The organism is Roseomonas genomospecies 6 (genome assembly GCF_008365375.1).
Taxonomy (GTDB): domain Bacteria; phylum Pseudomonadota; class Alphaproteobacteria; order Azospirillales; family Azospirillaceae; genus Azospirillum.
Genome location: NZ_QOKW01000014.1, coordinates 34,118 through 56,057, shown reverse-complemented (window position 1 = coordinate 56,057; position 21,940 = coordinate 34,118). Strand labels below are relative to the sequence as shown.

The 21,940-nt window shown below is 69.4% G+C and carries 22 protein-coding genes; 5 read left to right on the top strand and 17 right to left on the bottom strand.

Features of this window, described 5'->3' with window-relative positions; translation table 11 throughout:
• Positions 1–48: 48 nt before the first annotated feature.
• The 7 genes from DS843_RS17960 to DS843_RS17925 all read right to left on the bottom strand — a co-directional run bounded on the left by DS843_RS17960 (position 49) and on the right by DS843_RS17925 (position 7,154).
• Positions 49–1,587: a tripartite tricarboxylate transporter permease gene (locus DS843_RS17960; protein ID WP_149470235.1), complete on the bottom strand. Its 1,539-nt coding sequence runs from the start codon at positions 1,585–1,587 to the stop codon at positions 49–51.
• Positions 1,588–1,611: 24 nt separating this feature from the next.
• Positions 1,612–2,148, bottom strand: a complete 537-nt coding sequence (locus DS843_RS17955; RefSeq protein WP_149470234.1) for a tripartite tricarboxylate transporter TctB family protein — start codon at positions 2,146–2,148, stop codon at positions 1,612–1,614.
• Between the two features lie 52 nt (positions 2,149–2,200).
• Positions 2,201–3,190 carry a tripartite tricarboxylate transporter substrate binding protein gene (locus DS843_RS17950; RefSeq protein ID WP_149470233.1) on the bottom strand — a complete coding sequence of 330 codons (990 nt, stop codon included), beginning with the start codon at positions 3,188–3,190 and terminating at the stop codon, positions 2,201–2,203.
• 34 nt (positions 3,191–3,224) lie between these two features.
• The gene (locus DS843_RS17945; protein ID WP_149470232.1) at positions 3,225–4,232 is read right to left on the bottom strand and encodes a bifunctional enoyl-CoA hydratase/phosphate acetyltransferase; all 1,008 of its coding nucleotides are present in this window, start codon (positions 4,230–4,232) and stop codon (positions 3,225–3,227) included.
• Positions 4,233–4,244: 12 nt separating this feature from the next.
• Positions 4,245–5,126: an IclR family transcriptional regulator gene (locus DS843_RS17940; protein WP_149470231.1), complete on the bottom strand. Its 882-nt coding sequence runs from the start codon at positions 5,124–5,126 to the stop codon at positions 4,245–4,247.
• A gap of 209 nt (positions 5,127–5,335) precedes the next feature.
• Positions 5,336–6,133, bottom strand: a complete 798-nt coding sequence (locus tag DS843_RS17935) for an IclR family transcriptional regulator (protein ID WP_149470230.1) — start codon at positions 6,131–6,133, stop codon at positions 5,336–5,338.
• 541 nt (positions 6,134–6,674) lie between these two features.
• Complete coding sequence (locus DS843_RS17925) at positions 6,675–7,154, bottom strand: Lrp/AsnC family transcriptional regulator (RefSeq protein WP_149470229.1); 480 nt, start codon at positions 7,152–7,154, stop codon at positions 6,675–6,677.
• A gap of 181 nt (positions 7,155–7,335) precedes the next feature.
• Between DS843_RS17925 and DS843_RS17920 the strand changes: the two genes are divergently transcribed.
• The 3 genes from DS843_RS17920 (at position 7,336) to DS843_RS17910 (ending at position 9,600) form a co-directional block, all read left to right on the top strand.
• A complete protein-coding gene (locus DS843_RS17920; RefSeq protein WP_149470228.1) occupies positions 7,336–7,716 on the top strand; it encodes a Rid family detoxifying hydrolase in 381 nt (126 codons plus the stop codon).
• Positions 7,717–7,723: 7 nt separating this feature from the next.
• Positions 7,724–8,875, top strand: coding sequence for a PLP-dependent cysteine synthase family protein (locus DS843_RS17915; RefSeq protein WP_149470227.1), 1,152 nt, complete (start codon positions 7,724–7,726; stop codon positions 8,873–8,875).
• 194 nt (positions 8,876–9,069) lie between these two features.
• On the top strand, positions 9,070–9,600 hold the full coding sequence (locus tag DS843_RS17910; RefSeq protein WP_149470226.1) for an L-2-amino-thiazoline-4-carboxylic acid hydrolase: 531 nt from the start codon (positions 9,070–9,072) through the stop codon (positions 9,598–9,600).
• A 128-nt stretch (positions 9,601–9,728) separates the two neighbouring features.
• On the opposite strand, the gene DS843_RS17905 is transcribed toward DS843_RS17910, so the two are convergent.
• The 3 genes from DS843_RS17905 to DS843_RS17895 form a co-directional block, all read right to left on the bottom strand.
• Positions 9,729–9,971: a hypothetical protein gene (locus DS843_RS17905; protein WP_149470225.1), complete on the bottom strand. Its 243-nt coding sequence runs from the start codon at positions 9,969–9,971 to the stop codon at positions 9,729–9,731.
• A gap of 110 nt (positions 9,972–10,081) precedes the next feature.
• Entirely contained in the window at positions 10,082–10,510 is a 429-nt protein-coding gene (locus DS843_RS17900; RefSeq protein WP_149470224.1) for a VanZ family protein, read from the bottom strand.
• 103 nt (positions 10,511–10,613) lie between these two features.
• Positions 10,614–10,814, bottom strand: coding sequence for a hypothetical protein (locus DS843_RS17895; RefSeq protein ID WP_149470223.1), 201 nt, complete (start codon positions 10,812–10,814; stop codon positions 10,614–10,616).
• A gap of 306 nt (positions 10,815–11,120) precedes the next feature.
• Here DS843_RS17895 and DS843_RS17890 point away from each other — a divergent pair, with 306 nt between their 5' ends.
• Positions 11,121–11,801 carry a LuxR C-terminal-related transcriptional regulator gene (locus DS843_RS17890; protein WP_149470222.1) on the top strand — a complete coding sequence of 227 codons (681 nt, stop codon included), beginning with the start codon at positions 11,121–11,123 and terminating at the stop codon, positions 11,799–11,801.
• A 168-nt stretch (positions 11,802–11,969) separates the two neighbouring features.
• On the opposite strand, the gene DS843_RS17885 is transcribed toward DS843_RS17890, so the two are convergent.
• The 4 genes from DS843_RS17885 to ptsP all read right to left on the bottom strand — a co-directional run bounded on the left by DS843_RS17885 (position 11,970) and on the right by ptsP (position 18,068).
• Positions 11,970–12,563, bottom strand: coding sequence for a DUF6655 family protein (locus DS843_RS17885; RefSeq protein WP_149470221.1), 594 nt, complete (start codon positions 12,561–12,563; stop codon positions 11,970–11,972).
• A 251-nt stretch (positions 12,564–12,814) separates the two neighbouring features.
• A complete protein-coding gene (locus tag DS843_RS17880; protein WP_149470220.1) occupies positions 12,815–14,542 on the bottom strand; it encodes a fructose-specific PTS transporter subunit EIIC in 1,728 nt (575 codons plus the stop codon).
• Positions 14,543–14,574: 32 nt separating this feature from the next.
• The gene (gene pfkB, locus DS843_RS17875; protein WP_149470219.1) at positions 14,575–15,537 is read right to left on the bottom strand and encodes a 1-phosphofructokinase; all 963 of its coding nucleotides are present in this window, start codon (positions 15,535–15,537) and stop codon (positions 14,575–14,577) included.
• Entirely contained in the window at positions 15,534–18,068 is a 2,535-nt protein-coding gene (gene ptsP, locus DS843_RS17870; RefSeq protein WP_475849232.1) for a phosphoenolpyruvate--protein phosphotransferase, read from the bottom strand. Before ptsP ends, pfkB begins: the two co-directional genes overlap by 4 nt.
• Positions 18,069–18,276: 208 nt before the next feature.
• Here ptsP and DS843_RS17865 point away from each other — a divergent pair, with 208 nt between their 5' ends.
• On the top strand, positions 18,277–19,305 hold the full coding sequence (locus DS843_RS17865) for a LacI family DNA-binding transcriptional regulator (RefSeq protein ID WP_149470218.1): 1,029 nt from the start codon (positions 18,277–18,279) through the stop codon (positions 19,303–19,305).
• Positions 19,306–19,437: 132 nt separating this feature from the next.
• Here the strand turns inward: DS843_RS17865 and DS843_RS17860 are convergent, their stop codons facing one another.
• From DS843_RS17860 to DS843_RS17850, 3 genes are all read right to left on the bottom strand, one after another.
• Entirely contained in the window at positions 19,438–20,184 is a 747-nt protein-coding gene (locus DS843_RS17860) for a TetR/AcrR family transcriptional regulator (protein ID WP_149470217.1), read from the bottom strand.
• A gap of 91 nt (positions 20,185–20,275) precedes the next feature.
• Positions 20,276–20,890, bottom strand: coding sequence for an isochorismatase family protein (locus DS843_RS17855; RefSeq protein WP_149470216.1), 615 nt, complete (start codon positions 20,888–20,890; stop codon positions 20,276–20,278).
• Positions 20,887–21,933, bottom strand: a complete 1,047-nt coding sequence (locus DS843_RS17850) for a 2,5-dihydroxypyridine 5,6-dioxygenase NicX family protein (RefSeq protein ID WP_149470215.1) — start codon at positions 21,931–21,933, stop codon at positions 20,887–20,889. Before DS843_RS17850 ends, DS843_RS17855 begins: the two co-directional genes overlap by 4 nt.
• Positions 21,934–21,940 lie beyond the last annotated feature (7 nt).

Here is a 21,940-nt window from a genome sequence, read left to right as displayed (position 1 = left end):
TTGCTTGTCTCTCTCCCTGAAGGTTCGTTCATTCGTTGGGGCGGACGGTCAGGCTTTGAGCACCCGTTGCGGCGGTTCCTCGTGAGGCTGGCTCTTGGGGCGGCGGCGGAGCAGCGGCCTGCCCGACGGCCACATCGACCAGACGAGGAAGGCGGCGGCCAGGGCCAGGATCGTGCCGCTGATCGGGCGGGTGAAGAAGACCGCCATGTTGCCGTCGTAGTTGGCGAGCGAGGTGAGGAAGTAGCGCTCGCACAGCGGCCCCAGGATCACGCCCACCACCAGCGGGGCCGGCGGGAAGCCGGTGCGCTTCATGATGTAGCCGGCGATGCCGAAGGCGAGGCAGACGTAGACGTCGAAGAGGTTGTTGCGCACGCCGTAGGCGCCGACGACGCTGAGCACGATGATGAAGGCGCCGAGAATGGCCGGCGGCACGCGCATCAGCGTGGAGAAGACCCGCGCCACGCCCATCGCCGCGACGATCATCAGCAGGTTGGCGATCAGCATGCTGGCGAAGATCGTGTAGACCAGCGAGGCGTTCGAGGTGAACAGGAGCGGGCCGGGGTTCAGCCCGTGGATCAGCATGGCGGCCAGCATGATCGCCGTGGCGGCGCTGCCGGGAATGCCCAGCGTCAGCAGCGGGATCAGGGCGGTGCCGGTGGTGGCGTTCTTGGCGGCCTCCGGAGCGGCCAAGCCCTCCTCCACGCCGGTGCCGAAGCGGTCGCCCTTGCCGGACGCCTGCTTCTCCACGCTGTAGGCGATGACCGACCCCACCGTGGCCCCGGCGCCGGGGATGACGCCGATGGTGCAGCCCAGGCCGGTGCCGCGCAGGATGGAGGACTTGACCCGCCACAGGTCCGCCAAGCCGATCTGCTTGCCGGGCTTCGTGGTGATGGAGCGACCGCCGCCGGCCCGCTTGCAGATCAGGTCCACGACCTCGCCGATGGCGAACAGGCCGATCATCACGACCGTGAAGTTGATGCCGCTCTCCAGGTCGGGGACGCCCAGCGTCAGGCGGGGCATGCCGTACATCGGATCGACGCCGACCGTCCCGATCAGCAGGCCGAGGAACATCGAGACGGCGCTCATCAGCGGGGCGTGCTTGGCGATGGCGATGACGCTGACGAGGCCCAGGATGGTGGCGGCGAAGAATTCCGGCTGGTCGAACTTCAGCGCGAAGCTGGCGAAGGGCGGCGCGCCGAAGGTCAGAAGAAGCGCGCTGGCCAGCCCGCCAAAGGCCGAGGCGGTGATGGCGATGCTCAAGGCCCGCGAGGACAGGCCCTTGCGCGTCATCGGGTAGCCGTCCCAACAACTCGGCAGCGAGGCCGGCGTGCCGGGAATGTTGATGAGGATCGAGGAGATCGACCCGCCGAACACGCCGCCCACATAGATGCCGCCGAGGAAGGACATCGCCGTGACCGGCGGCAGCAGGTAGGTGAAGGGCAGGGCGATGGCCATGGCGTTGACGAAGGAGATGCCCGGCAGCGCGCCGGCCACGACCCCGATCATCAGGCCCGACACGAGGAGGACGAAATTGTACGGGTCGAGGGCGCCGGCGAAGCCACCGGCCAGATTGGCGAGGATATCCATGGGACGATCCTTCCGGTGGCCGGCTCAGTAGATGCCGAGCAGGCGGTAAAGAGCGACGGTGAAGCCGTCGAAGACGCCTTGGCCGCGACTCAGCGGCATCTGCGCCAGCAGAACGAAGACGTAGAGGAGCGTCACGCATCCGATGCCGGTGACCAGCGCCAGAGTCAGCGGGCGCCGGATGCCCCCGATCAGGCACCACAGGGCGACGAAGGCCGCGGTGGCGACGGGAAAGCCGACCTGCGGCAGGGCGGCGCCGTACAGCACGACCAGCCCCAGCCCGATCAGGGCCCGGCCATGGGCGTAGCCTTCGTACTCCTCGTCCACGGGCTTCGGCCGGTGGGCCGCGCGCCACAGCGCCAGGATTTCCTTGCCGATCCAGATCACGGCGCACAGCCCGACCGCGCCCAGCATCAGCCGGGGCCAGCCCGCGGGTCCGACCGGGTCCGGCAGGCTGGCGATCATGGTGCTGTCGCGCACGACGTGTTGCGAGAGAAGTAGCGACCCGAAAAGCAGGGCCGCGGGCGTCGCCAGCCGGCGAAGACCGTGGGACAGGGGAGTCACGGTTCCCTCCCTGATGAGCGATGAAACGGATGGGGCGGAGTCGGAACCGGCCTCAGCCGGGTGTCTGGCCGACCGTCTTGGTCGCGAAGCGGTCCAGATAGCCCTTTACCGTCTCATAGAAGGCTTCGACCTCCTTCTTCGTCTGCTCCGGCGGCAGAACACCGTCGACGCAGGTGTAGGTGTCGGCGCAGAAGGTTTTCCATTCCGGGCTCGCCAGCACTTTCGCGGCGGCCTCGTGCAGCTTCTGCACGCGGTCCGGCGGCGTGTTGGCGGGCACGGCCAGCGTGCGGAAGTTCGGCAGGTCGCCGATGTCCAGCCCCAGTTCCGCCGAGGCGGGGACGTCCGGGAAGGAGGGGTGGCGCTGCTTGTCGAACACGACGATGGGCCGCAGGTCGCCGGACTTCAGGAACTGGGCGACGTCGCCCGGCTCCTCGTAGATGGCGTCGGTGTGGCCGCCGATGGGCGAGGCGTAGCGCTCCGACGGCCGGGCGAAGGGGACGTTGGTCACCGGCACGCCCTGGGTCCCCAAATATTTCAGCGTGATGTCGTCCTGCGTGCCGTAGCCGGAGGTGGCGACGCGCAGCTTGCCGGGATTGGCCTTGGCGTGGGCGGCGAACTCCTCGTAGCTCTTGAAGGGGCTGTTCTTCGAGACGTAGAGCATCGACGGCGAGTTCTGCATCATCGCGACGTAGACGAAGTTGTCCGGCCTCGCGGTTCCCAGGCCCGACGCCCAGGAGGAGACGGACAGCGCGATCAGCGTGCCGACCGTGTAGCCGTCCGCCGGGTTGGTCAGGACACGGGTCAACCCCGCGTTGCCCGACGCCCCGGACACGTTCACGACGGGCATGGCGACGCCCAGATGCGGTTCGGCGAGGCGTGCGAACTGGCGCGCCATCAGGTCGGCGCCGCCGCCGGCCCCGAAGGTGGCGATGACTTCGATGGGGCGCGACGGGTATTGGTCGGCGCGTGCGGTGTCGGCGTGCAGGACGGGTGTCAGCAGCGCGGCCACCGCCGCGGTGAGCGTCAAGGCGTTGCGGAGCATTTGCATTCCCTCCCAGGGTTTGTTTTTTTGACCGTCAGGCATGCAGGCTGGGTGCGGCGCCTCCCTTGGCTGCGGTGGGGTAGGGCGCGCCGGGGGCGGCGGGGCGGCTGCGGCCCGCGACGATCTGCGCGATGGCGGCGGCGGCGATCCGCGCCGCCGGCGGGTCGGCGCGCGAGGTGAGGACGATCGGCACCGCAGCACCCAGCACGATGCCGGCGGCGACCGCGTCCAGGAAATGCACCAGCGCCTTGAACAGCGCGTTGCCGGTTTCGATGTTCGGAACCACCAGGATGTCGGCGGCCCCGGCGCAGGGGTGGGACAGGCTCTTGATCCGCGCGGCTTCGGCGGAGACGGCGAGGTCGAGCGCCAGCGGCCCGAACACCGTCGCCCCCGGCACCTCGCGCTGGCACAGGCGGGTCAGCCGGTCGGCGTCCATGCTGGAGGGAACGCGCTCCGTCACCTCCTCGGTGCAGGACAGAAGCGCCACGCGCGGATCGCTCCCGCCGACCAGCCGCCACAGCTCCACGGCGTTGCGGATGATGTCCAGCCGGGTGTCCAGCGACGGCACCACGTTGATTGCCGCGTCGGTGATGACCAGCTCGCGGCCCGAACCGGGAAGCGTCATGTGAAAGGCGTGGGTGAAGCGGCGCCCGGTGCGCAGCCCGTTCTTCGGATCGAGCGCCGCGAGCATCAGCGTGTCGGTGTGGATGTGCCCCTTCATCAGCGCCCCCACGTCGCCGGAACGGGCAAGGGCCACCGCGATCCGCGCCGCCGCGGCGTCGTCACGGGCGGCAACCACGCAGGCGCCGTGGAGCGTCCAGCCGATCCGGCGGGCGCTGTCGGCGATGGCCGCGGGGTCGCCCACCAGGACCGGTTCGATGAGGCCGAGTTCGGTGGCGCGCCGCGCGCTTTCCAGCGCCACCGGCGATCCCGCGGCAACCACCGCCGTGGCGACCGGTGCGAGGGCGGCGCTGCGGGCCATCAGCCGGGCGGGGCAGGCGGAAGCAGAGGCGGAGGCGGTCGTTTCAAGCGTCCTTGCCATGAGATCCGTCTTTCAAAGTGAGAGGGCCGGTGCCGGCTGGGCCGGCGCGGCGTCGATCCCCAGCATGCGGGCCATGTCCCGTGCGGCGCGGTGCAGGACCGGCAGGCGGTCGGCCACCGATTCCCGCGACAGCCGGACCTTCGGGGCCTGCACGGCCAGGGCGGCGACCATGCGGCCTTCGCCGTCACGGATCGGCACCGCCGCGCAGAAGACGCCCGGCATGTATTCCTCGTCGTCGAAGGAATGGCCGCAGGCGGCGATGCGCTCCAGTTCCGCGCGGAACTGCGCCGGGTCGCACAGAGTCGCCGGGGACATCCGGGGAAGCGGCAGGCCATCCAGCAGGCGCCGCCGCGGCAGCTCCGGCATGAAGGCGAGGAACAGCTTGCCCATCGCCGTGCAGTGCAGCGGCACCCGCGACCCGACGCCGAATTCCAGCCGCAGCGGCCAGTTTTCCACCTCGACGCGGTCGAGATAGACGACCTCGCCGCCTTCCAGGACGCCGACGTTGCAGGTTTCCCCCAACTCCAGGCTGACCGCCCGCAACAGGGCGTGCGACGGGGCCAGGACAAGCGAACTGCGCAGCGCGTTGAGCGCCAGGGTGCGCAGCTTCGGGCCGACGGTCACCAGCCGGCCGTCGATGGGGCGGGCGAGAAAGCCGCGCTCCTCCAGCATCGCGATCAGCCGGTGCGCGGTCGGCTTCGGCAGGCCCAGCCGCTCGGCGATGTCCTTCACGGCCATCGGCTGCCCCGCCCCGGCCACCACGTCCAACAAAGCCAGGATGCGGTCGGCGAGCGGGCGGCGGTCGATGGCGCCCCCTTCGGTGGTGGTGCCGTCGGTGGTGTCGTCGGGGGACTTCGGCAACGGACCGGAGCCCAAGGCGATCTTCCGCGTCATCGTTCCTCCCCGTGACTGGAAGCGTATCGCTCGGCCTCTTGGTCTCATTCAGCGATACGATTTGTATCATTAACTCACATGACCATGGATCGCGCAAGCCAAAAAGTTCGTGTACCCAATCATTCATGCATACGCACGTATGGGCCATGGCATCCCATGGCTCATGTGGAGAAGCCTGCGGTTCCGGAAGAAAGGGGAGGGGGAGAGGGTTATCCGAACTGCGCGGACAGGGCCTCGGCGCCGCGGCGGAGAATGGGAAGAACCTGCTCCACGCGGTCGTGCGACAGCCGGACCTTCGGCGCCTGCACGGCGATGGCGGCCACCGTCCGGCCCGCGGAGGACAGGATCGGCACGGCGACGCAGAACACGCCGACCACATACTCCTCGTCGTCCAGCGAGTAGCCACGCGCCGCGATGCGCTCCAGCTCCGCGGCCAGCGCGTCCGGGTCGGTGATGGTGTGGCCGGTGTGCGGGGAGAAGGGGCCGGATTTCAGCAGGCGGTTCCGCACGCCCTCCGGCAAGGTGGCGAGGAACAGCTTGCCCATGGCCGTGCAGTGCATCGGCACGCGCGATCCCACGCCGAACTGGAGCCGCAGCGGCCAGTGCTCCACCTCCACGCGGTCGAGATAGACGACGTCGCCGCCGTCGAGCACACCGACATTGCACGTCTCGCCCAGCTCGGCGCTGACCTTGCGCAGCACGGCGCGGACCGGCGCGCGGGACAGCGAGGCCCGCAGGATGCCGACCGCCAGACGCGCCGCTTCGACGCCGATGACGACGTCGCGCGTTTCCAGGTCCCGCGCCAGAAGCCCCTTCTCGATCAGGCCGTTGACGAGGCGGTGGGCGGTCGGTTTCGGCAGGCCGAGCGTCGTTCCGATGGTCTTGACCGCCAGCGGACCGGAGGCCGACGCGACCAGCTCCAGGATCGCGAAGGTCCGGTCGGTGGCGGCCTTCGGCTTGGCCGCGTCGTCGGAGGCGTCGGGAGTCTGCGTGCTGCGCGTTTTCAAGGTTCGCCTGCCCCGGCGGTTTCAGCGTCTCATTGAGTGAGACATGACGCATATAGACCGCCCGTTTCGCGCAGGCAATAGGCAAGGAGTGCCGAGCGCTGACCCGGAGGGAGACGAGACAATCGCATTGGAGAGCCCCTCTCCCGCCCCGGGAGAGGGAAGGGGCCCGCGCGAAGCGTGGGAAGGGTGAGGGTACCGCCAAGGATCAGCGCCTTTATCCTCGGTTCTACCCTCACCCGCCCGCTGCGCGGGCACCCTCTCCCGGGGCGGGAGAGGGATTCGATGCCAAGCGCGATTGCCGTGCGCAGGGGGAGGCCGTGTCGGGGCTTACAAACACCCGCCACATCCGCGTCGCCATCAATCACGGGAAAAGTTTCCGTGGAAATCACCCGTATATGAAAAAATTTTCTACGTTATGGCGTGGCCGCAGCCAAAAAAGTAAAAAATTCTCGTACGAACCATGCGATATTGAGAATCAATGCAGGTGCTTCGCATAAATCGCCGAAGCGTGAGTCTAAGAATAAAATAAACAAGTAAAACCCTAGCTTGCCTGGGTCTTTACGTAAGTAAGGGGGACTTCCGTTGTCGACTTCATTTCCTCCATGGCGAACATTGACGAGACATCCTGAAGCTCGATGCGCTCGATAAGCTTCCGGTAGAAAGCGTCGTAAGCCTTGATGTCCGGAATGACCACCCGAAGCAGATAATCGATTTCGCCGCTCAAACGGTAGAGATCGACAACTTCCGGTATGTCGGCCACCACGCGGCGGAACTCCTCCAGCCATTCCGCCGAGTGTTTGCTGGTTCGGACGGCCACGAAGACGGTCACGTCGACGTTCAGCTTGGCCCGATCCAGCAAGGCCACGCGGCGGCGGACATAGCCTTCCTGTTCAAGCCGTTGGACGCGGCGCCAGCAGGGCGTCGCGGACAGGCCGACCTGCTTTCCAAGGTCGGCGAGCGACAGGGTCGCGTCGGCTTGAAGAGCGGCCAGGATCTTCCGGTCGGTGGCGTCGATGGGCATCGGGATTGCTCACAGCCTTCACGGTTGGGACGGATGATTTTGCTCATTTGGCCGGCCCGGAGAAAAGCTTTTTCGTTCTGAGGATTTTGCACGCATCCGCACGCCGCCACCATTCCGCCACCACGGGGCCACCACGGGGCCACCACGGGGCCACCACAGGGCCAGCACAGGAAAGATCAGGATGACGACCGACACCATCGCCACGGACAAGGCTCCGGCCGCCATCGGCCCCTACGCCCAGGCCCGCATCGCCGGAGGGCTGCTGTTCGTCTCCGGCCAGTTGCCCATCGACCCGGCCACCGGGGCCTTCGCCGGTTCGGACGCGCCCACCCAGGCCGCCCGCAGCCTGACCAACATCGCGGCGATCGCCGAAGCCGCCGGAACCAGCCTGTCGAAGGCGGTCAAGATGACCGTCTACGTGACCGATCTCGCCCAGTTCAAGGCGGTGAACGAGGTCTATGGCGGCTTCTTCCAGGCGCCGTTCCCGGCCCGCTCGACCGTCGAGGTGTCGGCGCTGCCGCTCGGCGCGTCGGTCGAGATTGACGCCGTCATCGCGCTTTGAGGGTGACATGACCGCTTCCGCGCAGACCGTGACGCTGCAACCCGGCGCCGGTTCGATCCGTCAACCGTTCCGCCTCGATCACACCCCGCTGCCCGGGGTTGCCTGCCGCGACTGGACCCGGCGCGCGATCGAGCTGCTCGAGACCGAGGCGGCGCGGTCGCCCGACACGCCGCTGTTGAAGCTCGACGTGCCGGAACTGCCGGGGATCGACATCCACCTGAAGGACGAATCGACCCACCCCACGGGCAGCCTGAAGCACCGCGTCGCGCGGTCGCTGCTGCTGTTCGCCATCTGCAACGGGCGGATCGGCGAGGGCACGCCGGTGATCGAAGCGTCGTCGGGCTCCACCGCGGTGTCGGAGGCCTATTTCACCCGGCTGCTCGGCCTGCCGTTCCACGCGGTGATGCCGCGCGGCACCTCGGACGAGAAGATCGCCGCCATCGAACGGCACGGCGGGCGGTGCCATCTCGTCGAGTCCTCGAAGGCCATCTACGCCGAGGCGGCGGCTCTGGCGGCGCGGCTGGGCGGCGTCTATCTCGACCAATTCACCTACGCCGAGCGTGCCACCGACTGGCGGACCGGCAACATCGCCCAGTCGATCTTCGGCCAGATGCGCAACGAGCGCCACCCGGTGCCCGACTGGATCGTGATGAGCGCCGGCACCGGCGGCACCGCGGCCACCATCGGACGCCACATCCGCTACCGCCATCTGCCGACCCGGCTGTGCGTTCCCGACGCCGAGCATTCGGTCTTCTACGACAGCTTCGTCAACCGCGACACCGCCATCACCTGCGAGCGCGGGTCGCGGATCGAGGGCATCGGGCGCCCCCGTGTCGAACCGTCCTTCATCCCCGAGGTCGTCGACCAGATGATCAAGGTGCCCGACGTGGCGTCTCTGGCGGCGATGCGGGTGCTGTCGCGGCGGCTGGGCCGGATGGTCGGCGGGTCCACCGGGACCAACTTCTTCGGGCTGTGCTGGATCGCCGGACGGATGCGCGACGCCGGGCGGGCCGGGTCTCTGGTGACGCTGATCTGCGATTCCGGCGAGCGCTACCGCAACACCTACCACGACGACGCCTGGATGGAGCGGGCCGGATTCGACACCGCCGACGACGAGGCGCGGATCGAGGCTCTCCTTCAGGGCGGTCCGTCTCTGTGAAGCAATAACAAGCACTTTATAAAATGGCAAAGATCGCCACCGCAAGAAACCTGGCAGGAGCAGGAGCGGTCACCGATCGACGGGATGCCCGCGCCGCATTGCGCGCCGCCGATCACGCCTATGTCATGGAAGCTATGTCATGGAGGCCGCGAGGATGACACTATCGGGCGGCTGACGGAGAGAGGACCGCATCCATGACCACCGGTAACGACGCCCCCGTTCCCACCCCCGCTCCCCTGCCCATCCTGGAGCGGCGGCGCATCGAGGCGGCCTTCGCCAAGGCGCTTTACGACCAGCTCGTGCCCGAGATCGGACGGGAGCGGGCGCGCGCCGTGCTCGCCCGCGCCATCGAGGTGATGGCCCGCGAGGCCGGGGCCGCCATGGCCGCGGAGGACCGCGCCGTCCATGGCACCGCCGACCTCGCCACTTTCCACGAGCGGCTGGCCCTGTGGACCGCCGGGGACGCCCTGCGGCTGGAGGTGATCGAGAGCACGCCCGAACGGCTGGGCTTCAACGTCACCCGCTGCCGCTACGCCGAAAGCTACCGCGCCATGGGCGTGGAGGAGATCGGCGACATCCTGTCCTGCAACCGGGACGGCGAGTTCATGTGCGGCTACCGGCCCGACGCCCGCTTCACCCGCACCCAGACCATCATGCAGGGCGCCAGCCACTGCGACTTCCGCTACAGCCTGCCGGCGGGCGGACCCCACGAGTTCCAGGAATAGCCATCCCCGCAAACGTCCGCCTGCGTCCCGCCGCCGAGGCCCTGGCCCCGGCGCGCGGCCACCGTCTCCGAAGCCCTGCCCATCGCGCTCGACAATCACAGTGCCGGCACATCGCCGGGCGCGTGTCGTCAGGCCGCGCGGTGGAGGAAGCCCAGATGCTGCGGCGCCAGGGTGGAGGCCCATTCCTCCGCCGCTTCCTGCGCCTCGCGGCGGGTGGCGAACCAGCGGGCGTCGGGGGTCCAGCTCAGCCCTTCATGCTCCGCGTGCCAGTTCCACCAGCCGTCCGTCGCCTCGCAGACCGTCAGCATCACGCCGAACGCGGCTTCCAGGGCGCGGGCGCCGGTCTTAGCCTTTTCGTTATGCCAGTCCATAAGCGTTACTCCAGATGTCCTGCCTTTCGGCATAGCACGGTTTGGTATACGAACAAACCGAAAAAACGGAGGAAGCCACTCGGGATTGCCGTACCGAACCTGGTGATCCCTCACTCCGGTAAGGACGCGAACGCCGCGGGCTGCGTGACTATTCCATGGCGTGCGCGGCGGATGCGTCCGGCGACGCGATGACCCAGCAGGATGGTGGCCAATCCCGCCGCGATTCCCACGACGTCTCCGGCCAGATCGGACAGGCTGGCCTCGCGTCTCGGTACGAAGGATTGCGCCACCTCGATGGCGCCGCCGAGCGCGAAGACCGCCAGAATCGCCAGAAAGGCCGTGCGCCGGCTGGCGCTGGCCAGGACGCCCAGCAGGGTCAGGAGCCCGAAGGCCCCGGCGTGCACCAGCTTGTCGAAGCCGTAAAGGCCGCTGGGCGCCAACTGCGGTTGCAGCGCGGCCCAGAAGGCGGCCCCCATGAGGCCCAGAAGGGCGCCGAGCGCCAGACGGCGCCATGGAAGGGGAAGTGGGCGGAACGTCATGACGGCCTCCTGCGACGAAGGCCATCCTGCGCGGGTCACCGTCAAGAGCCGGTTAATGGCCGCCCGCCCGTCCTGTGACATCAGGCGGGCAAGGACGGCTCCGTCAGGCGGCGGTCGCCAGACCCATGGCGATGCCGCGCGCCTCGGTGAAGGCGGCGCGCTGCTGCACCAGCGTCCCGTCGGCGTAGACGCCCCAGCCGCTCTGCGAACCGGAGGCGTGGTAACGGATTTCGATCCGGCGATGGCAGTCCTGCATCACGAAGTGACACGGGCTGACCTTCTTCCAAATGGACACCATCGGCATGTCGGGCACCCATCCAAGCGATGAATTACGATGACTGTACCAATGGCCGATTATGGTTGCCGTGATATTAACAGGACCGCGCCAGATTCCTGCGCAAAGTGGGTAGATGCCTGTTCAAGCACGGTTTTTCTGGGTTTCCGGGCATCCGGGAGCGTCCTGGACCGGCTTTCCGGGGAGGGGCATATGCCCGATGGGAGGAGCTGCCACGGGCTTCATTGGTTAATATTCTACTAACGGACGGGTGGTCGGCCCGCCAACGATAGGGTAGGGTGGCTCATCTCAATCACCTTCGAGAGTGACTGGACGATGCAATCGGTCTCCATCTTTCTGATCGACGCCAACAAGCTGTTCCGCGAAGGCATGAAGGCTCTCTTCACCGAAGGGGAGTTCCGCATCACGAAAGAGGCCGCCAGTTTCAGCGACGTCCCGCCGCCGGGCATGATCGAGGGCGACATGCCCGAGCTGATCATGATGGACCCGGCTTCCGCCAACGGCACGGTGCAGGCCGTGACCGTCCTGCGGGAGCAGTATCCCACCGCGCGGATCGTCCTTCTGGCCAGCCACCTCGACGCCCAGGAAATGGCGAACGCCATCCAGGCCGGCGCCGACGCCTTTCTGATGAAGGACATCTCCCCGGCGGCGCTGGCGCAGTCGCTGCGTCTGGTGATGATCGGCGAAAAGGTCTTCCCGACCCATCTCGCCGCCCTTCTCATCACCGGCAAGGCCGGCGCCAACAGCAGCGCCAACGGCCCGACCGCGGCCAAGGGCCTGTCGCAGCGCGAGACCCAGATCCTGGAGCGCCTCCTCCAGGGCGACAGCAACAAGATGATCGCCAACCACCTGAACATCACCGAGGCGACGGTGAAGGTTCACCTGAAGAGCCTGCTGCGCAAGATCAATGCCTCCAACCGCACCCAGGCGGCGATCTGGGCGCTGGAGAACGGCTTCGGCGGCAAGGTGGACAAGCCGATGGAAGCCGTCGCCTGACACCCGGACGCTCCGCTATCCCGGAACCCGGTCGGGCTGAAGAAGCCATGACGAAGCGGGTTCCGGGGCGGTCCCCCGGATCGGGGGGCCCTCGGGCGCCATCGCCCTTTGGATGTCGGCGTCATCGCTCTTCGAGCGCCGGCGCCATCGCCCTTCCGGCATTCCGCTTCAGTTGATGTCTTCGGGGTAGGGCGGCGACGTACGCCAGGAGAACAGCGTCATCGCCCGGTAGCTCTGCTCCCCCGACAGGCCGTAGGCCGGTTCCGTGGAGGCGACCAGGGCGCCGCTCCGGTTGTCGTAGGCGAAGGCCGAGAATTTCGCGACCGCCTGATTCTCGGTGGAGCTGTAGACCGACGCCTCCGGCAGGGTGATCGTGCCGGGCAGGGTGATCGGGGGAATCCCCAGCACCGTCTTGCTCTGGTTCACCGACAGGGCGCCCAGCCGGATTTCGATGATCGTGTCGGCGGCGGCCCGGTCGCTGACGAGGCGGACACCCTGGCGCAGCAGCGACTCCTTGATTGCGCTGGCCGCGTATCGGGCGTCGGCCCCGTCGAAGTTCCCTGTGTCCAGAAAGGCCTTCTTGTCCGCCGGCAGATCCAGCCGCAGGCGGTTGGCGGCGTTGTCCGCGGCGCTGGAGATCAGAAGCTGCTCGGTGGCGGTCCGGGACGGCAGGCTCTCCTTCACGTCGGTGCATCCGGCGGTCAGGGCGGCCAGGACGGCGGCGGCCATGGGCGCTGCGATGATCGGTCTGTTGCGGGGCATTCTGGTCCTCGTGCGTTTCCCCTTCGGCTTCTCAGCTTCGCCCGCCCGAGGCAAGGGAGAGATTTGGGACCGGCGCCCTTCCATCCGGACAGAAAAAAGCCACGCACGGGAACCGCGCGTGGCCTGAGTCTAGGGAGGAAACGCCCTATAGAGCGTGCTGCCGAGGCAGCAAGAGAAACATAGGGTCGCGGAAGCGCTCTGTCCAGGGGCTATGTAAACGTTTTCATCTTGGTGGCGTCATCGCAGCGCTGTTATGCGGTCGCCACGCTACTGACCGGGCGCTTCAGGAAACGCAGCGCCACCGCCGTCGTGACCGTTCCGGCCAGCAGGGCGACCACATAGCCCGCCAGATGGGTGACGGCGTTGGGGATGGGCAGCACGAAGATGCCGCCGTGCGGAACCTTCAGCTCCGCCCCGATGCCCATGGAGATGGCGCCGGTCAGCGCCGCGCCCAGCACCAGCGCCGGGATGACGCGCAGCGGGTCGCGGGCGGCGAAGGGAATGGCGCCCTCGGTGATGAAGGCGATGCCCAGCACGCCCGCGGCGTTGCCCGCCTCCCGCTCCTCCCTGGTGAAGCGGTCGGCGAACAGCTTGGTGGCGAGCGCCAGACCCAGCGGCGGCACCATGCCGGCGGCCATGGCGGCGGCCATCGGGGTATAGACCTGGGACGCGATCAGGCCGGTGGAGAAGGCGTAGGCGGCCTTGTTGACCGGCCCGCCCATGTCGAAGGCCATCATCGCGCCGATCAGCAGGCCGAGCAGGATCGCGCTGCTTCCCTGCATCCCCTTCAGCCAGCCGCTCAACGTCGCCAGCGCCTCCGCCACCGGGGCGCCGACCACGTAGATCATGGCGAGGCCCGTGACGAGGGAGCCGAGCAGCGGCAGGATCAGCACCGGCTTCAGCCCCTCCAGATTCTTGTGCAGCCGGATGTTGCGGTTGAGGAAGCTGGTGGCGTAGCCGGCGATGAAGCCCGCGACGATGCCGCCCAGGAAGCCGGCTCCAAGATTGGCGGCCAGGATGCCGCCCACCATGCCCGGCGTGATGCCCGGCCGGTCGGCGATGGAGAAGGCGATGTAGCCGGCCAGCGCCGGGACCATCAGCGCGAAGGCGCCCTTGGCCCCGATCTGGAACAGCGCGTTGCCCAGCGTGCCCTGCTGGCTGTCCTCGAACACGTAGATGCCGCCGAGCGCGAAGGCGATGGCGATCAGCAGGCCGCCGGTCACCACGAAAGGCAGCATGAAGGACACGCCGGTCATCAGATGCTTGTAGGGGCCGCTGCGCTGCGCCGCCGTCCGCTCGGCCTTGCCTGCCGCCGCGCCGTCGGCGAGCGCCGGGGCGGCGCCGTGGGGCTGCGCCTCGGCCAGGGCGCGTTCGACCAGGGCGCGGCCATCGTTGATGGCGGGCTTGGTGCCGCTCTTGAAGACGCGCTTGCCGGCGAAGCGGCTAAGGTCCACCTGCGTGTCGGCGGCGATCAGCACCACGTCGGCCTCGCGGATCTCCTGCTCCGTCAGCGTGTCGCGGGCACCGACCGAGCCCTGCGTCTCGACGCGCACGGCGTGGCCTAGCGCCTGCGCGGCCTGCTGGATGCCCTCCGCCGCCATGAAGGTGTGGGCGATGCCGGTGGGGCAGGAGGTGATGGCGACGATCTTCTTCGTGCCCGTTTGCGCCGGAGCTTGGGCGGGTGCCAGAGCCTGCTCCAGAACCGCCCGCGCGTCGCGCAGCACGGCGTCGAGCGCCGCGGCGCTGCGCTTCAGCCCGGCGAAGCGCTCCTCGCCCAGATCGCCGGAGCCGACGAGGAGAACGCCCTGCGCCCCCTGCGCCGCCCCGGCGGGCAGCGCGTTGCGGACGCCGAGGCTGGAGCGCACCTCCACCTGGATGGTGTGGCCGAGCGCCGCCGCGGCCTTGCGCAGCGCTTCGGCGGCCAGGACGGCCTGGGTGCTGAGATCGCCTGCCGCGATCACGGCCAGCATGTTCGCCATGGTTTCCTCCCGAGCGGTCGCCCGCTCCCCGTTCATTGAAGCGTTGAGAGTTCGACCTGTCCGGCCAGCGCGCGGACCGCGTCCGCCCCCGGCAGGTTGGGTCCGAAGCAGCCGAGCTTCGCCGTGGCGAAAGCCACGGACAGGCGGGCGACGCCCTCCAGCGGCGCGTCCGCGCCGAAGGCGGCGATCAGCCCCGCCACCATGGCGTCGCCGGCCCCCACCGTGCTGAGCGCGTTGACCGCCGGCAGGCGGGCGTGCAGCGCCGGGCCGTCGGCCACGAACAGCGCGCCCTCCGCCCCCAGCGAGACCACCACGACCGCGACGCCGCTGCGGTGCAGGCCGCGCGCCGCTTCCAGAAGGTTGGCGGTGGCGGGCAGGGGAGCGCCGGCCCAGGCTTCCAGCTCGTGCCGGTTCGGCTTGATGCAGAAGGGCAGGTCCGGGGCCGCCAGGGCCGCCGCCAGCGGCGGGCCGCTGCTGTCCAGAACCACGCGGGCGCCCAGAGCGCGCAGATCCGCCGTCAGCGTCGCGTAGCTGTCCGCCGCCAGCCCGTCCGGCAGGCTTCCGGCCAGCAGGACCGGGCTGCCCGGCAGGACAAGCTCCCGCAACGTCCGGCGCACACGGTCCAGCGCGTCGGCGTTGGCGGTCAGGCCGGGCAGGTTGATGTCGGTGGTGTCGGCGGCGGCGCGGTCGGCGATCTTGACGTTGACGCGCGTCTCGCCGGGCAGCCGGACGAAGCGGTCGGCGATGCCCTTGGCGGCGAACAGCGCTTCGAAGGCCGCGGCGTTGCCGTCGCCCAGCAGGCCCGTGGCGACGACCGGCGTTCCCCAGTCGGCAAGGCAGCTCGCCACGTTCACGCCCTTGCCCCCGGCGTTCCGGAGCACCGCGCCGGCCCGGTGCACATGGCCGGGGCGCAGGGCGTCCACCGTGATGGTCTGGTCGATGGCCGGGTTCAGCGTGACGGTGACGACCGGGCGGATGTCGTCGAGCGTGTTCATGCCCCGCCTCCGTCCAGAGCGCGCACCGCGTCGGCGGTCTCGCAATCCAGCGCCCGTTGCGCGGCGTTGCGCAGGGCGGACAGGTCGCTGCCGCGCAGCCGGTCCTTCACGGCGGGGATGTCGCGCGGCGTCATGGAGAGTTCCCGCACGCCGAGCCCGGTCAGCAGCGCCGCGCCGAACGGGTCTCCGGCGATGCCGCCGCAGACGCCGACCCAGCGCCCGTGCCGCTCCGCGCCCTCCACCGTCATGCGGATCAGCCGCAGGACGGCGGGGTGCAGGCTGTCGGCCTCCGCCGCCAGTTCGGGGTGCTGGCGGTCGATGGCCAGCGCGTACTGCGTCAGGTCGTTGGTGCCGATGGAGAAGAAATCGACATGGCGGGCCAGAACGTCGGCCTGGATGGCCGCCGCCGGAACCTCCACCATGATGCCCAGCGGCACGGCGGGGGCGTCCAGCTCCGCCCGGATGCGCTCGCAGGCGGCGCGCAGGGCCTGCACCTCGCCCAGCGCGGTGATCATCGGGAACATGATCGACAGATGTCCGCCACCCTTCGCGGCGCGGTAGAGCGCCCGGAGCTGCGTCTCCAGAAGCTCGGGCTTGCGCAGCAGCAGGCGGGCGCCGCGCACGCCGAGGAAGGGGTTCTCCTCCTGGGGAAGCTGGAGGTGCGGCACCTGCTTGTCGCCGCCGATGTCGAGCGCGCGGACGATCAGCGGACGGCCTTCCAGGGCGGCCAGCATGCCGCGGTAGGTCTCGTACTGCTCGTCCTCGCCGGGGGCGTCGCCGCGTTCCAGGAACAGGAACTCGGTGCGCATCAGACCGACGCTCTCCGCCCCCTGCGACAGGGCGACCGCCACCTGATCGGGGCGGTTGACGTTGGCGCCGATCTCCACCTCATGGCCGTCGCGGGTGCGGGCGGGCAGGCCGCGCCGGGCGGCCTCCTCCGCCCTGCGGGCCTGTTCGCGGGCGATCCAGGCGCGGGCGTCGGCGGTGTCGGCCTCGGCGGGGGACAGGTGCAGGCGCCCGGTCTGGCCGTCGAGGATGGCCGGGGTGCCGTTCGCCAGCTCCATCAGCGCGGCGCCGCCCGCCACCATGGCCGGAAGCCCCAGCGTGCGCGCCAGGATGGCGGTGTGGGAGGTCGGGCCGCCCTGGGCCGTCGCCAGCCCGATCACCCGCGCCATGTCCAGCGCCGCCGTGTCGGAGGGCGACAGGTCCTCGGCCACCAGGATGCAGGGGGTGTCGGGCAGGTCGGGCGCGCCGCCGGTGCGCAGCGCCGGGTCGATCCGCGCCAGGACGCGCTGTCCGACGTCGCGCAGGTCGGCGGCGCGGGCCGCAAGGACGGGGTTGTCGAGCGCGGCCAGCCCGGCGGCGGTGCGCTCGACCGCCCGATGCCAGGACCAGGCGACGCCGTGCCCCTCGACCATGAGCTGGCAAGCGAGAGTCACGAGGTCGGTGTCGTTCAGGATTTCCACCTGGGCGGTGAAGATCGCCGCCTCCGATGGCCCGAGGCGCCGGGCGGTGTCGTCGGCCAGAGCCTTGAGATTTTGCCGGGTCAGGCTCAGCGCCTCGTGCAGACGGTCGCCGCCCTCGATCAGCGGGACCGGCTCGTCGGGTACGGACACCACGGCGCGCGGCAGCACATGCACCGGGCCGATGGCGAGGCCGGGGCTGGCGGCGATTCCCGGAATGGCGGGCAGAGGGTTCGGCGGGGTCCAGCCACGCGCGGGGGCGCGGGCCTTCTGCGCGGCGGCGGCGTCCGCCTTCTCCCGTGCGGTCAGCCGGGTGATGGTCGCCTTCATGCGGGCCAGCGCCGCCACGGCGTCCTCGCCCTCCGCTGAGACGACCACGCTGTCGCCCGCCCGCAGGCCCAATTGCAGCAGCGCCACCAGCGCCTTGGCGTCGGCCACCAGATCGCCGTGGCGGACCTGGATGCGGGCGGCGGACGCGCGCGCCGTCTCCACCCAGGCGGTGGCCGGGCGGGCGTGCAGGCCGGTGGGGTAATCGACCACCCAGGCGAACCGCTCCGCCAGATCGGTGCCGGGCGTGGCAGGGGCGGTCACGGGCGCGTCCTCGCCGAGGGCGGCGGAAAGGGCGGCGGGGTCGGTGGCGGTGAACAGGGCGGTCAGCCGCGCCTCGTCCTGCATCAGCCGGGTCAGGCGGCGCAGCACGGCGATGTGGGCGTCCGATTGGGCGGCGATGGCGACCACCAGATGGGCCGTCTGGCCGGGATTCCACTCGACGCCGCCCGGCACCTGGAGGACCGCGATGCCGTTGCGGCGGACCATGCCGCGGTCCTCCACCATGCCATGAGGAATGGCGACGCCATGGCCGAGGAAGGTGTTCGCCACCGCTTCCCGGCGCAGCATGCCGGCGGCGTAGGCCGGATCGATGCAGCCGGCGGCGATCAGGAGCTGGGCGGCCTCGCGGATCGCCTCCTCCTTGCTGGCGGGGCTGGCGTTCAGCCGCAGCAGATCGGGCCGGATCAGATCGGGGGGCAGGCCGGTGACCATCGGGGTGGCAATCGCATCTGGGAGCATGGCGGGTCCGTCTCCTCCGTTCGGTTTGGCGCCGGGCGTTCTTGAGCGTCGTCCTTGCAGCGCTGCGATTGAAAACGATTACATTGACCCTGTCAACGGAGTTTGCGTTGAATTCGCGGCCTCCCTCGGGCAGACTGTGCCACATGGGGCGGTAGGTCGGCCCCAATGACTGGAAACGATTTCAGGGAACATCGGTAGCCGCATCATCATGAGCGACAGCGTCAAAGCCATCGGAATCAAGCCCGCCGGAATCAAGGACGTCGCCCGCGAGGCCGGGGTCTCGGTCGCCACGGTGTCGCGGGTGCTGAGCAACGGCCCGGTCAGCGACGCGCTGCGCGCGCGGGTGGAGGACGCGGTGCGGGCCACCGGTTACCGCCCGAACCTGTCGGCGCGGCGGCTGCGGTCACAGCATTCCCTGACCATCGGGCTGATCGTCTCGGACATCCGCAACCCCTTCTTCACCGCCGTCAGCCGCGCGGTGGAGGACGCCGCTTTCCAGGCCGGGATGCGGGTGATCCTGTGCAACACCGACGAGAACCCGGAGCGGGAGGCCATGTACCTGCGCCTGATGCAGGAGGAGCGGGTGACCGGCCTGATCTTCGCGCCGACCCGCGCGACGCTGGCCCAGCTCGACCGGGCCGACCTCGATTTCCCGGTGGTGCTGATCGACCGCAGCGCGCCCGCCGGGCGGTTCGATTCGGTGGTGCTGGACAACCCGCAGGCCGCCGCCCTGCTGGTCGATCATTTGCACGCGCAGGGCTACCGCCGCATCGCCGGCCTGTTCGGCAACACCAGCACCACGGCGGTGGAGCGCCACGCCGGCTATCAGGCGGCGCTGGCCGCCCACGGTCTGCACGCGGAGGCGCGCTTCGTTCCCCCGACCGCCGAGGCGGCGGAGGCGGAGATCGCCCGCTGGCTGGCGGAGGCGCGGCGCTCCGGCGCCATGCCGGACGCGGTCATGGTCAGCAACAGCCTGCTGCTGATGGGGGTGGTGAAGGCGACGCGGACGCTGGGGCTGGCGATTCCCGGCGATCTGGCGGTGGCCGGTTTCGACAACGAGCCCTGGACGGAACTGGTTGGCCCCGGCCTGACGGTGATCGAACAGCCGGTCCACGAGATCGGGCGCGCCGCCATGACTCTGCTGTTCGAACGGCTCGACGATCCGGAGCGGGCGACGCGCAAGGTGGTGCTGTCGGGGACCTGCGTGGCGCGGGGATCGACGGGTGGGGTGGGGTGAAGGGTGGGGAGTGGTTGCGGCGGTGCCCCCCTCCCGACCTCCCCCCGCTTCGCAGGGGGAGGAGAAAAAGCCCTCCCCTGCGGAGCGGGGGAGGGTTTGGGTGGGGGCGCACCGCAGCCACTTTCCAAAAAACTACCCCCGCTTCCCTCTCCCCGGCGCCCGCGCGGGTTCCGGCACCGGCGCCAGCATCCCGGCGCTGACGAAGCTGCTGATCTCCGTGATGATCTCGTCCGGATCGCCGGGGTTGCAGATGCCCGGCGCCAGTTCCTCCAGCCGGTGGGTGTCGGAGAAGGCGTAGAGATAGGCGCCGATCATCAGAGTCATCCGCCAATAGACGTCCCGCTCCGACAGATGCGGCAACGCCTCCTTCAGCGCGGCGGCGAAGATGCGGGTGGAGGCGTCGTAGGCCTCGTTGCGCAGCTTGTAGGAGATTTCCGGCGGCTCGGTGTGCAGCCGGGCCTGGAGCCGCATGAAGGTGCGGCCCCCCTCCGTCTCGCGCATGGCGAGCGCCGGCATCAGGAAGGCGTAGACGATGTCGCGCACCGCCGGGGGCGTGGCCGTGCGGCGCAGCGCCTCCAGCCGCTCCATGCGCTCGTCGGCGATCTTCCGCCCGCGGCGCAGGAAGACCTCCTCGAACAGACCGTGCTTGGACCCGAAATAATAGCTGATGAGGGCCTGGGTCACCTCGGCCCGGTCGGCGACGTTGCGCAGGCTGGTGCCGGCGTAGCCGAGGTTGGCGAACTCCAGCTCCGCCGCGTCCAGAATCTGGTCGCGCACGTTGCTGGTGCCCTCCGGACGGCCCGGCCCGGCCCGGCGGCCGCGCGGGGGGCGGACCCGCGCCGGGCTGCTCTCCGGCGCGGAGTCCTGGACTTTGCTCATCGGTCGGCTCATCTCACTCCCGGCGGCACACTTCGGATGGAAAGTCTAACATGGTGCAACGCCCGATCCTCTTTTCAACCCTGACGGCATCTCACAAGGCGAGAATGCGCTCCGCCGGAATCACGTCGCCGTATTTCTGGCCGATGTCGAACAGGTTGGCCTCGTGCGGCGCCAGGGCGCGGTCGCCCACGCAATCGGCCATGACGACCGGGCGGAAGCCGTGGCACATGGCGTCCACCACGCTGGCCCGCACGCAGCCGCTCGTCGTCGCTCCGGCGATCAAGAGAGTCTCGACGCCGCGCTGTGTCAACCACGGCGCCAGCCCGGTCCCGAAAAAGGCCGACGGTACCGTCTTGCGCACCACCAGCTCCCCCGGCGCCGGAGTCAGCTCCGGCACGATGGCGCTGATGGGGGCGTGTTCCGTCAGAGTCTGCATGCCGGGCACCTTGATGGAGAAGACGTTCCTGTCCGACCCGTCCTCGGCATAGACGATGCGGCTGTGGGCGACCGTCCAGCCCATGGCGCGGGCCTTTTCCAACACCTCAGCCGTGCGGGCGATGGCCGGCGCGATGTTGCCGCCGCCGAAGACCGCCGGGTCGGCGAAGCCGTTGACGAAGTCGACGATCAGCAGCCCGATCCGGCCCTGGATGCCCAGCGCTTGGCCGAAGCCCTGCCGCTCGTAGACGGCCTGTTCCGAAACACTCATGCCAGTTCCTTTCCGGCCAGCAGCTTGCCCTCGCGGACGACGTCGCGCCCGTCCAGCCGGACGGTGCAGTTCCGCATGGGGATGTCGATGTGGCAGGCGGTGGTGCGCGACCCGCCCGCCTCGTTGTTGGGGCCGAGCGAGAAGAGGAAGTTCCCGGCGAAGGCCCGCGCGTCCATGCCCAGCGTCTGCTCCCGGTCGTAGAGGCCGAGCGTGGACCAGCGCGCCCGTTTCTGCGTGCCCCAGCCGATGTGGGAGATGGCGTAGGCCTCCGGGTCGGCGAAGGCGTCCATGTAGTCGTTCAGCAGGTCGGCGTCCAAACCGCCGGTGATGGCGGTGACGTAGCCCCTCTCCACTGTCATTTCGATCTGGGAGGTCAGGTAGGACTTCATCGGCAAGAGGATATCGCCCTTGTCGAGCACGATCCGCCCGCTCGCCTGCCCCTCGTTGGGGAAGGTGAAGCCGAAGCCGCTCGGCCAATGGTCCCAACGCCCCGGCTCGTCGACGAAGCCGTACTCCTGCACCGTGGGGAACTCCCCGATGGGCAGGCGCAGGTCGGTGCCGGCCCGCGAGGTGACGTGCATCTCCTTCGCCGCCTTCAGCAGCGCCGTGGCCTCGCCGACGGTCACCTTGTCTTCCAGGCTGGGCAGCAGGCGGACGAGAACCTCCGGCGGTTCGACGGCCAGCAAAATTTTCGTGCCGCTCTCCAGGATCTCCATCTGCTCCGGCGAGAAGAGGAGGGTCATCAGGTCCAGCACCAGATCGCTTTCCTTCAGCGCGGCCATGGCGGCGCGGTTGCCGGTCAGCGGGGTGGTGCCGAGATAGGCGAGGCTGTCGCGGCTGTGGGCGTGCTCCGCGTTCACCGGCGGCAGGTCCAGCCGGTTGACGCGCGCGCCCAGGTTGGAGGCGGCGATCAGGGCGGTGCGCAGGGTTTGCGGGTGGGTGCCGTCGCTGGTCAGGACGGTGACCACCTCCTGCGGCTTCAGCTTCGACAGGGTCAGAACATGGGTCCAGGCGCGGACCATATCGGCGTCACTGACGGGCATGATGCGT

What these genes read in the sequence shown, in the direction of transcription:
- DS843_RS17860 (WP_149470217.1), bottom strand. Translation starts at nt 20,184, where the DNA reads ATGAGCAAAGTCCAGGACTCCGCGCCGGAGAGCAGCCCGGCGCGGGTC.
- DS843_RS17925 (WP_149470229.1), bottom strand. Translation starts at nt 7,154, where the DNA reads ATGCCCATCGACGCCACCGACCGGAAGATCCTGGCCGCTCTTCAAGCC.
- DS843_RS17910 (WP_149470226.1), top strand. Translation starts at nt 9,070, where the DNA reads ATGACCACCGGTAACGACGCCCCCGTTCCCACCCCCGCTCCCCTGCCC.
- DS843_RS17850 (WP_149470215.1), bottom strand. Translation starts at nt 21,933, where the DNA reads ATGCCCGTCAGTGACGCCGATATGGTCCGCGCCTGGACCCATGTTCTG.
- DS843_RS17890 (WP_149470222.1), top strand. Translation starts at nt 11,121, where the DNA reads ATGCAATCGGTCTCCATCTTTCTGATCGACGCCAACAAGCTGTTCCGC.
- pfkB (WP_149470219.1), bottom strand. Translation starts at nt 15,537, where the DNA reads ATGAACACGCTCGACGACATCCGCCCGGTCGTCACCGTCACGCTGAAC.
- DS843_RS17865 (WP_149470218.1), top strand. Translation starts at nt 18,277, where the DNA reads ATGAGCGACAGCGTCAAAGCCATCGGAATCAAGCCCGCCGGAATCAAG.
- DS843_RS17905 (WP_149470225.1), bottom strand. Translation starts at nt 9,971, where the DNA reads ATGGACTGGCATAACGAAAAGGCTAAGACCGGCGCCCGCGCCCTGGAA.
- ptsP (WP_475849232.1), bottom strand. Translation starts at nt 18,068, where the DNA reads ATGCTCCCAGATGCGATTGCCACCCCGATGGTCACCGGCCTGCCCCCC.
- DS843_RS17960 (WP_149470235.1), bottom strand. Translation starts at nt 1,587, where the DNA reads ATGGATATCCTCGCCAATCTGGCCGGTGGCTTCGCCGGCGCCCTCGAC.
- DS843_RS17940 (WP_149470231.1), bottom strand. Translation starts at nt 5,126, where the DNA reads ATGACGCGGAAGATCGCCTTGGGCTCCGGTCCGTTGCCGAAGTCCCCC.
- DS843_RS17885 (WP_149470221.1), bottom strand. Translation starts at nt 12,563, where the DNA reads ATGCCCCGCAACAGACCGATCATCGCAGCGCCCATGGCCGCCGCCGTC.
- DS843_RS17920 (WP_149470228.1), top strand. Translation starts at nt 7,336, where the DNA reads ATGACGACCGACACCATCGCCACGGACAAGGCTCCGGCCGCCATCGGC.
- DS843_RS17900 (WP_149470224.1), bottom strand. Translation starts at nt 10,510, where the DNA reads ATGACGTTCCGCCCACTTCCCCTTCCATGGCGCCGTCTGGCGCTCGGC.
- DS843_RS17945 (WP_149470232.1), bottom strand. Translation starts at nt 4,232, where the DNA reads ATGGCAAGGACGCTTGAAACGACCGCCTCCGCCTCTGCTTCCGCCTGC.
- DS843_RS17915 (WP_149470227.1), top strand. Translation starts at nt 7,724, where the DNA reads ATGACCGCTTCCGCGCAGACCGTGACGCTGCAACCCGGCGCCGGTTCG.
- DS843_RS17895 (WP_149470223.1), bottom strand. Translation starts at nt 10,814, where the DNA reads ATGCCGATGGTGTCCATTTGGAAGAAGGTCAGCCCGTGTCACTTCGTG.
- DS843_RS17950 (WP_149470233.1), bottom strand. Translation starts at nt 3,190, where the DNA reads ATGCTCCGCAACGCCTTGACGCTCACCGCGGCGGTGGCCGCGCTGCTG.
- DS843_RS17855 (WP_149470216.1), bottom strand. Translation starts at nt 20,890, where the DNA reads ATGAGTGTTTCGGAACAGGCCGTCTACGAGCGGCAGGGCTTCGGCCAA.
- DS843_RS17880 (WP_149470220.1), bottom strand. Translation starts at nt 14,542, where the DNA reads ATGGCGAACATGCTGGCCGTGATCGCGGCAGGCGATCTCAGCACCCAG.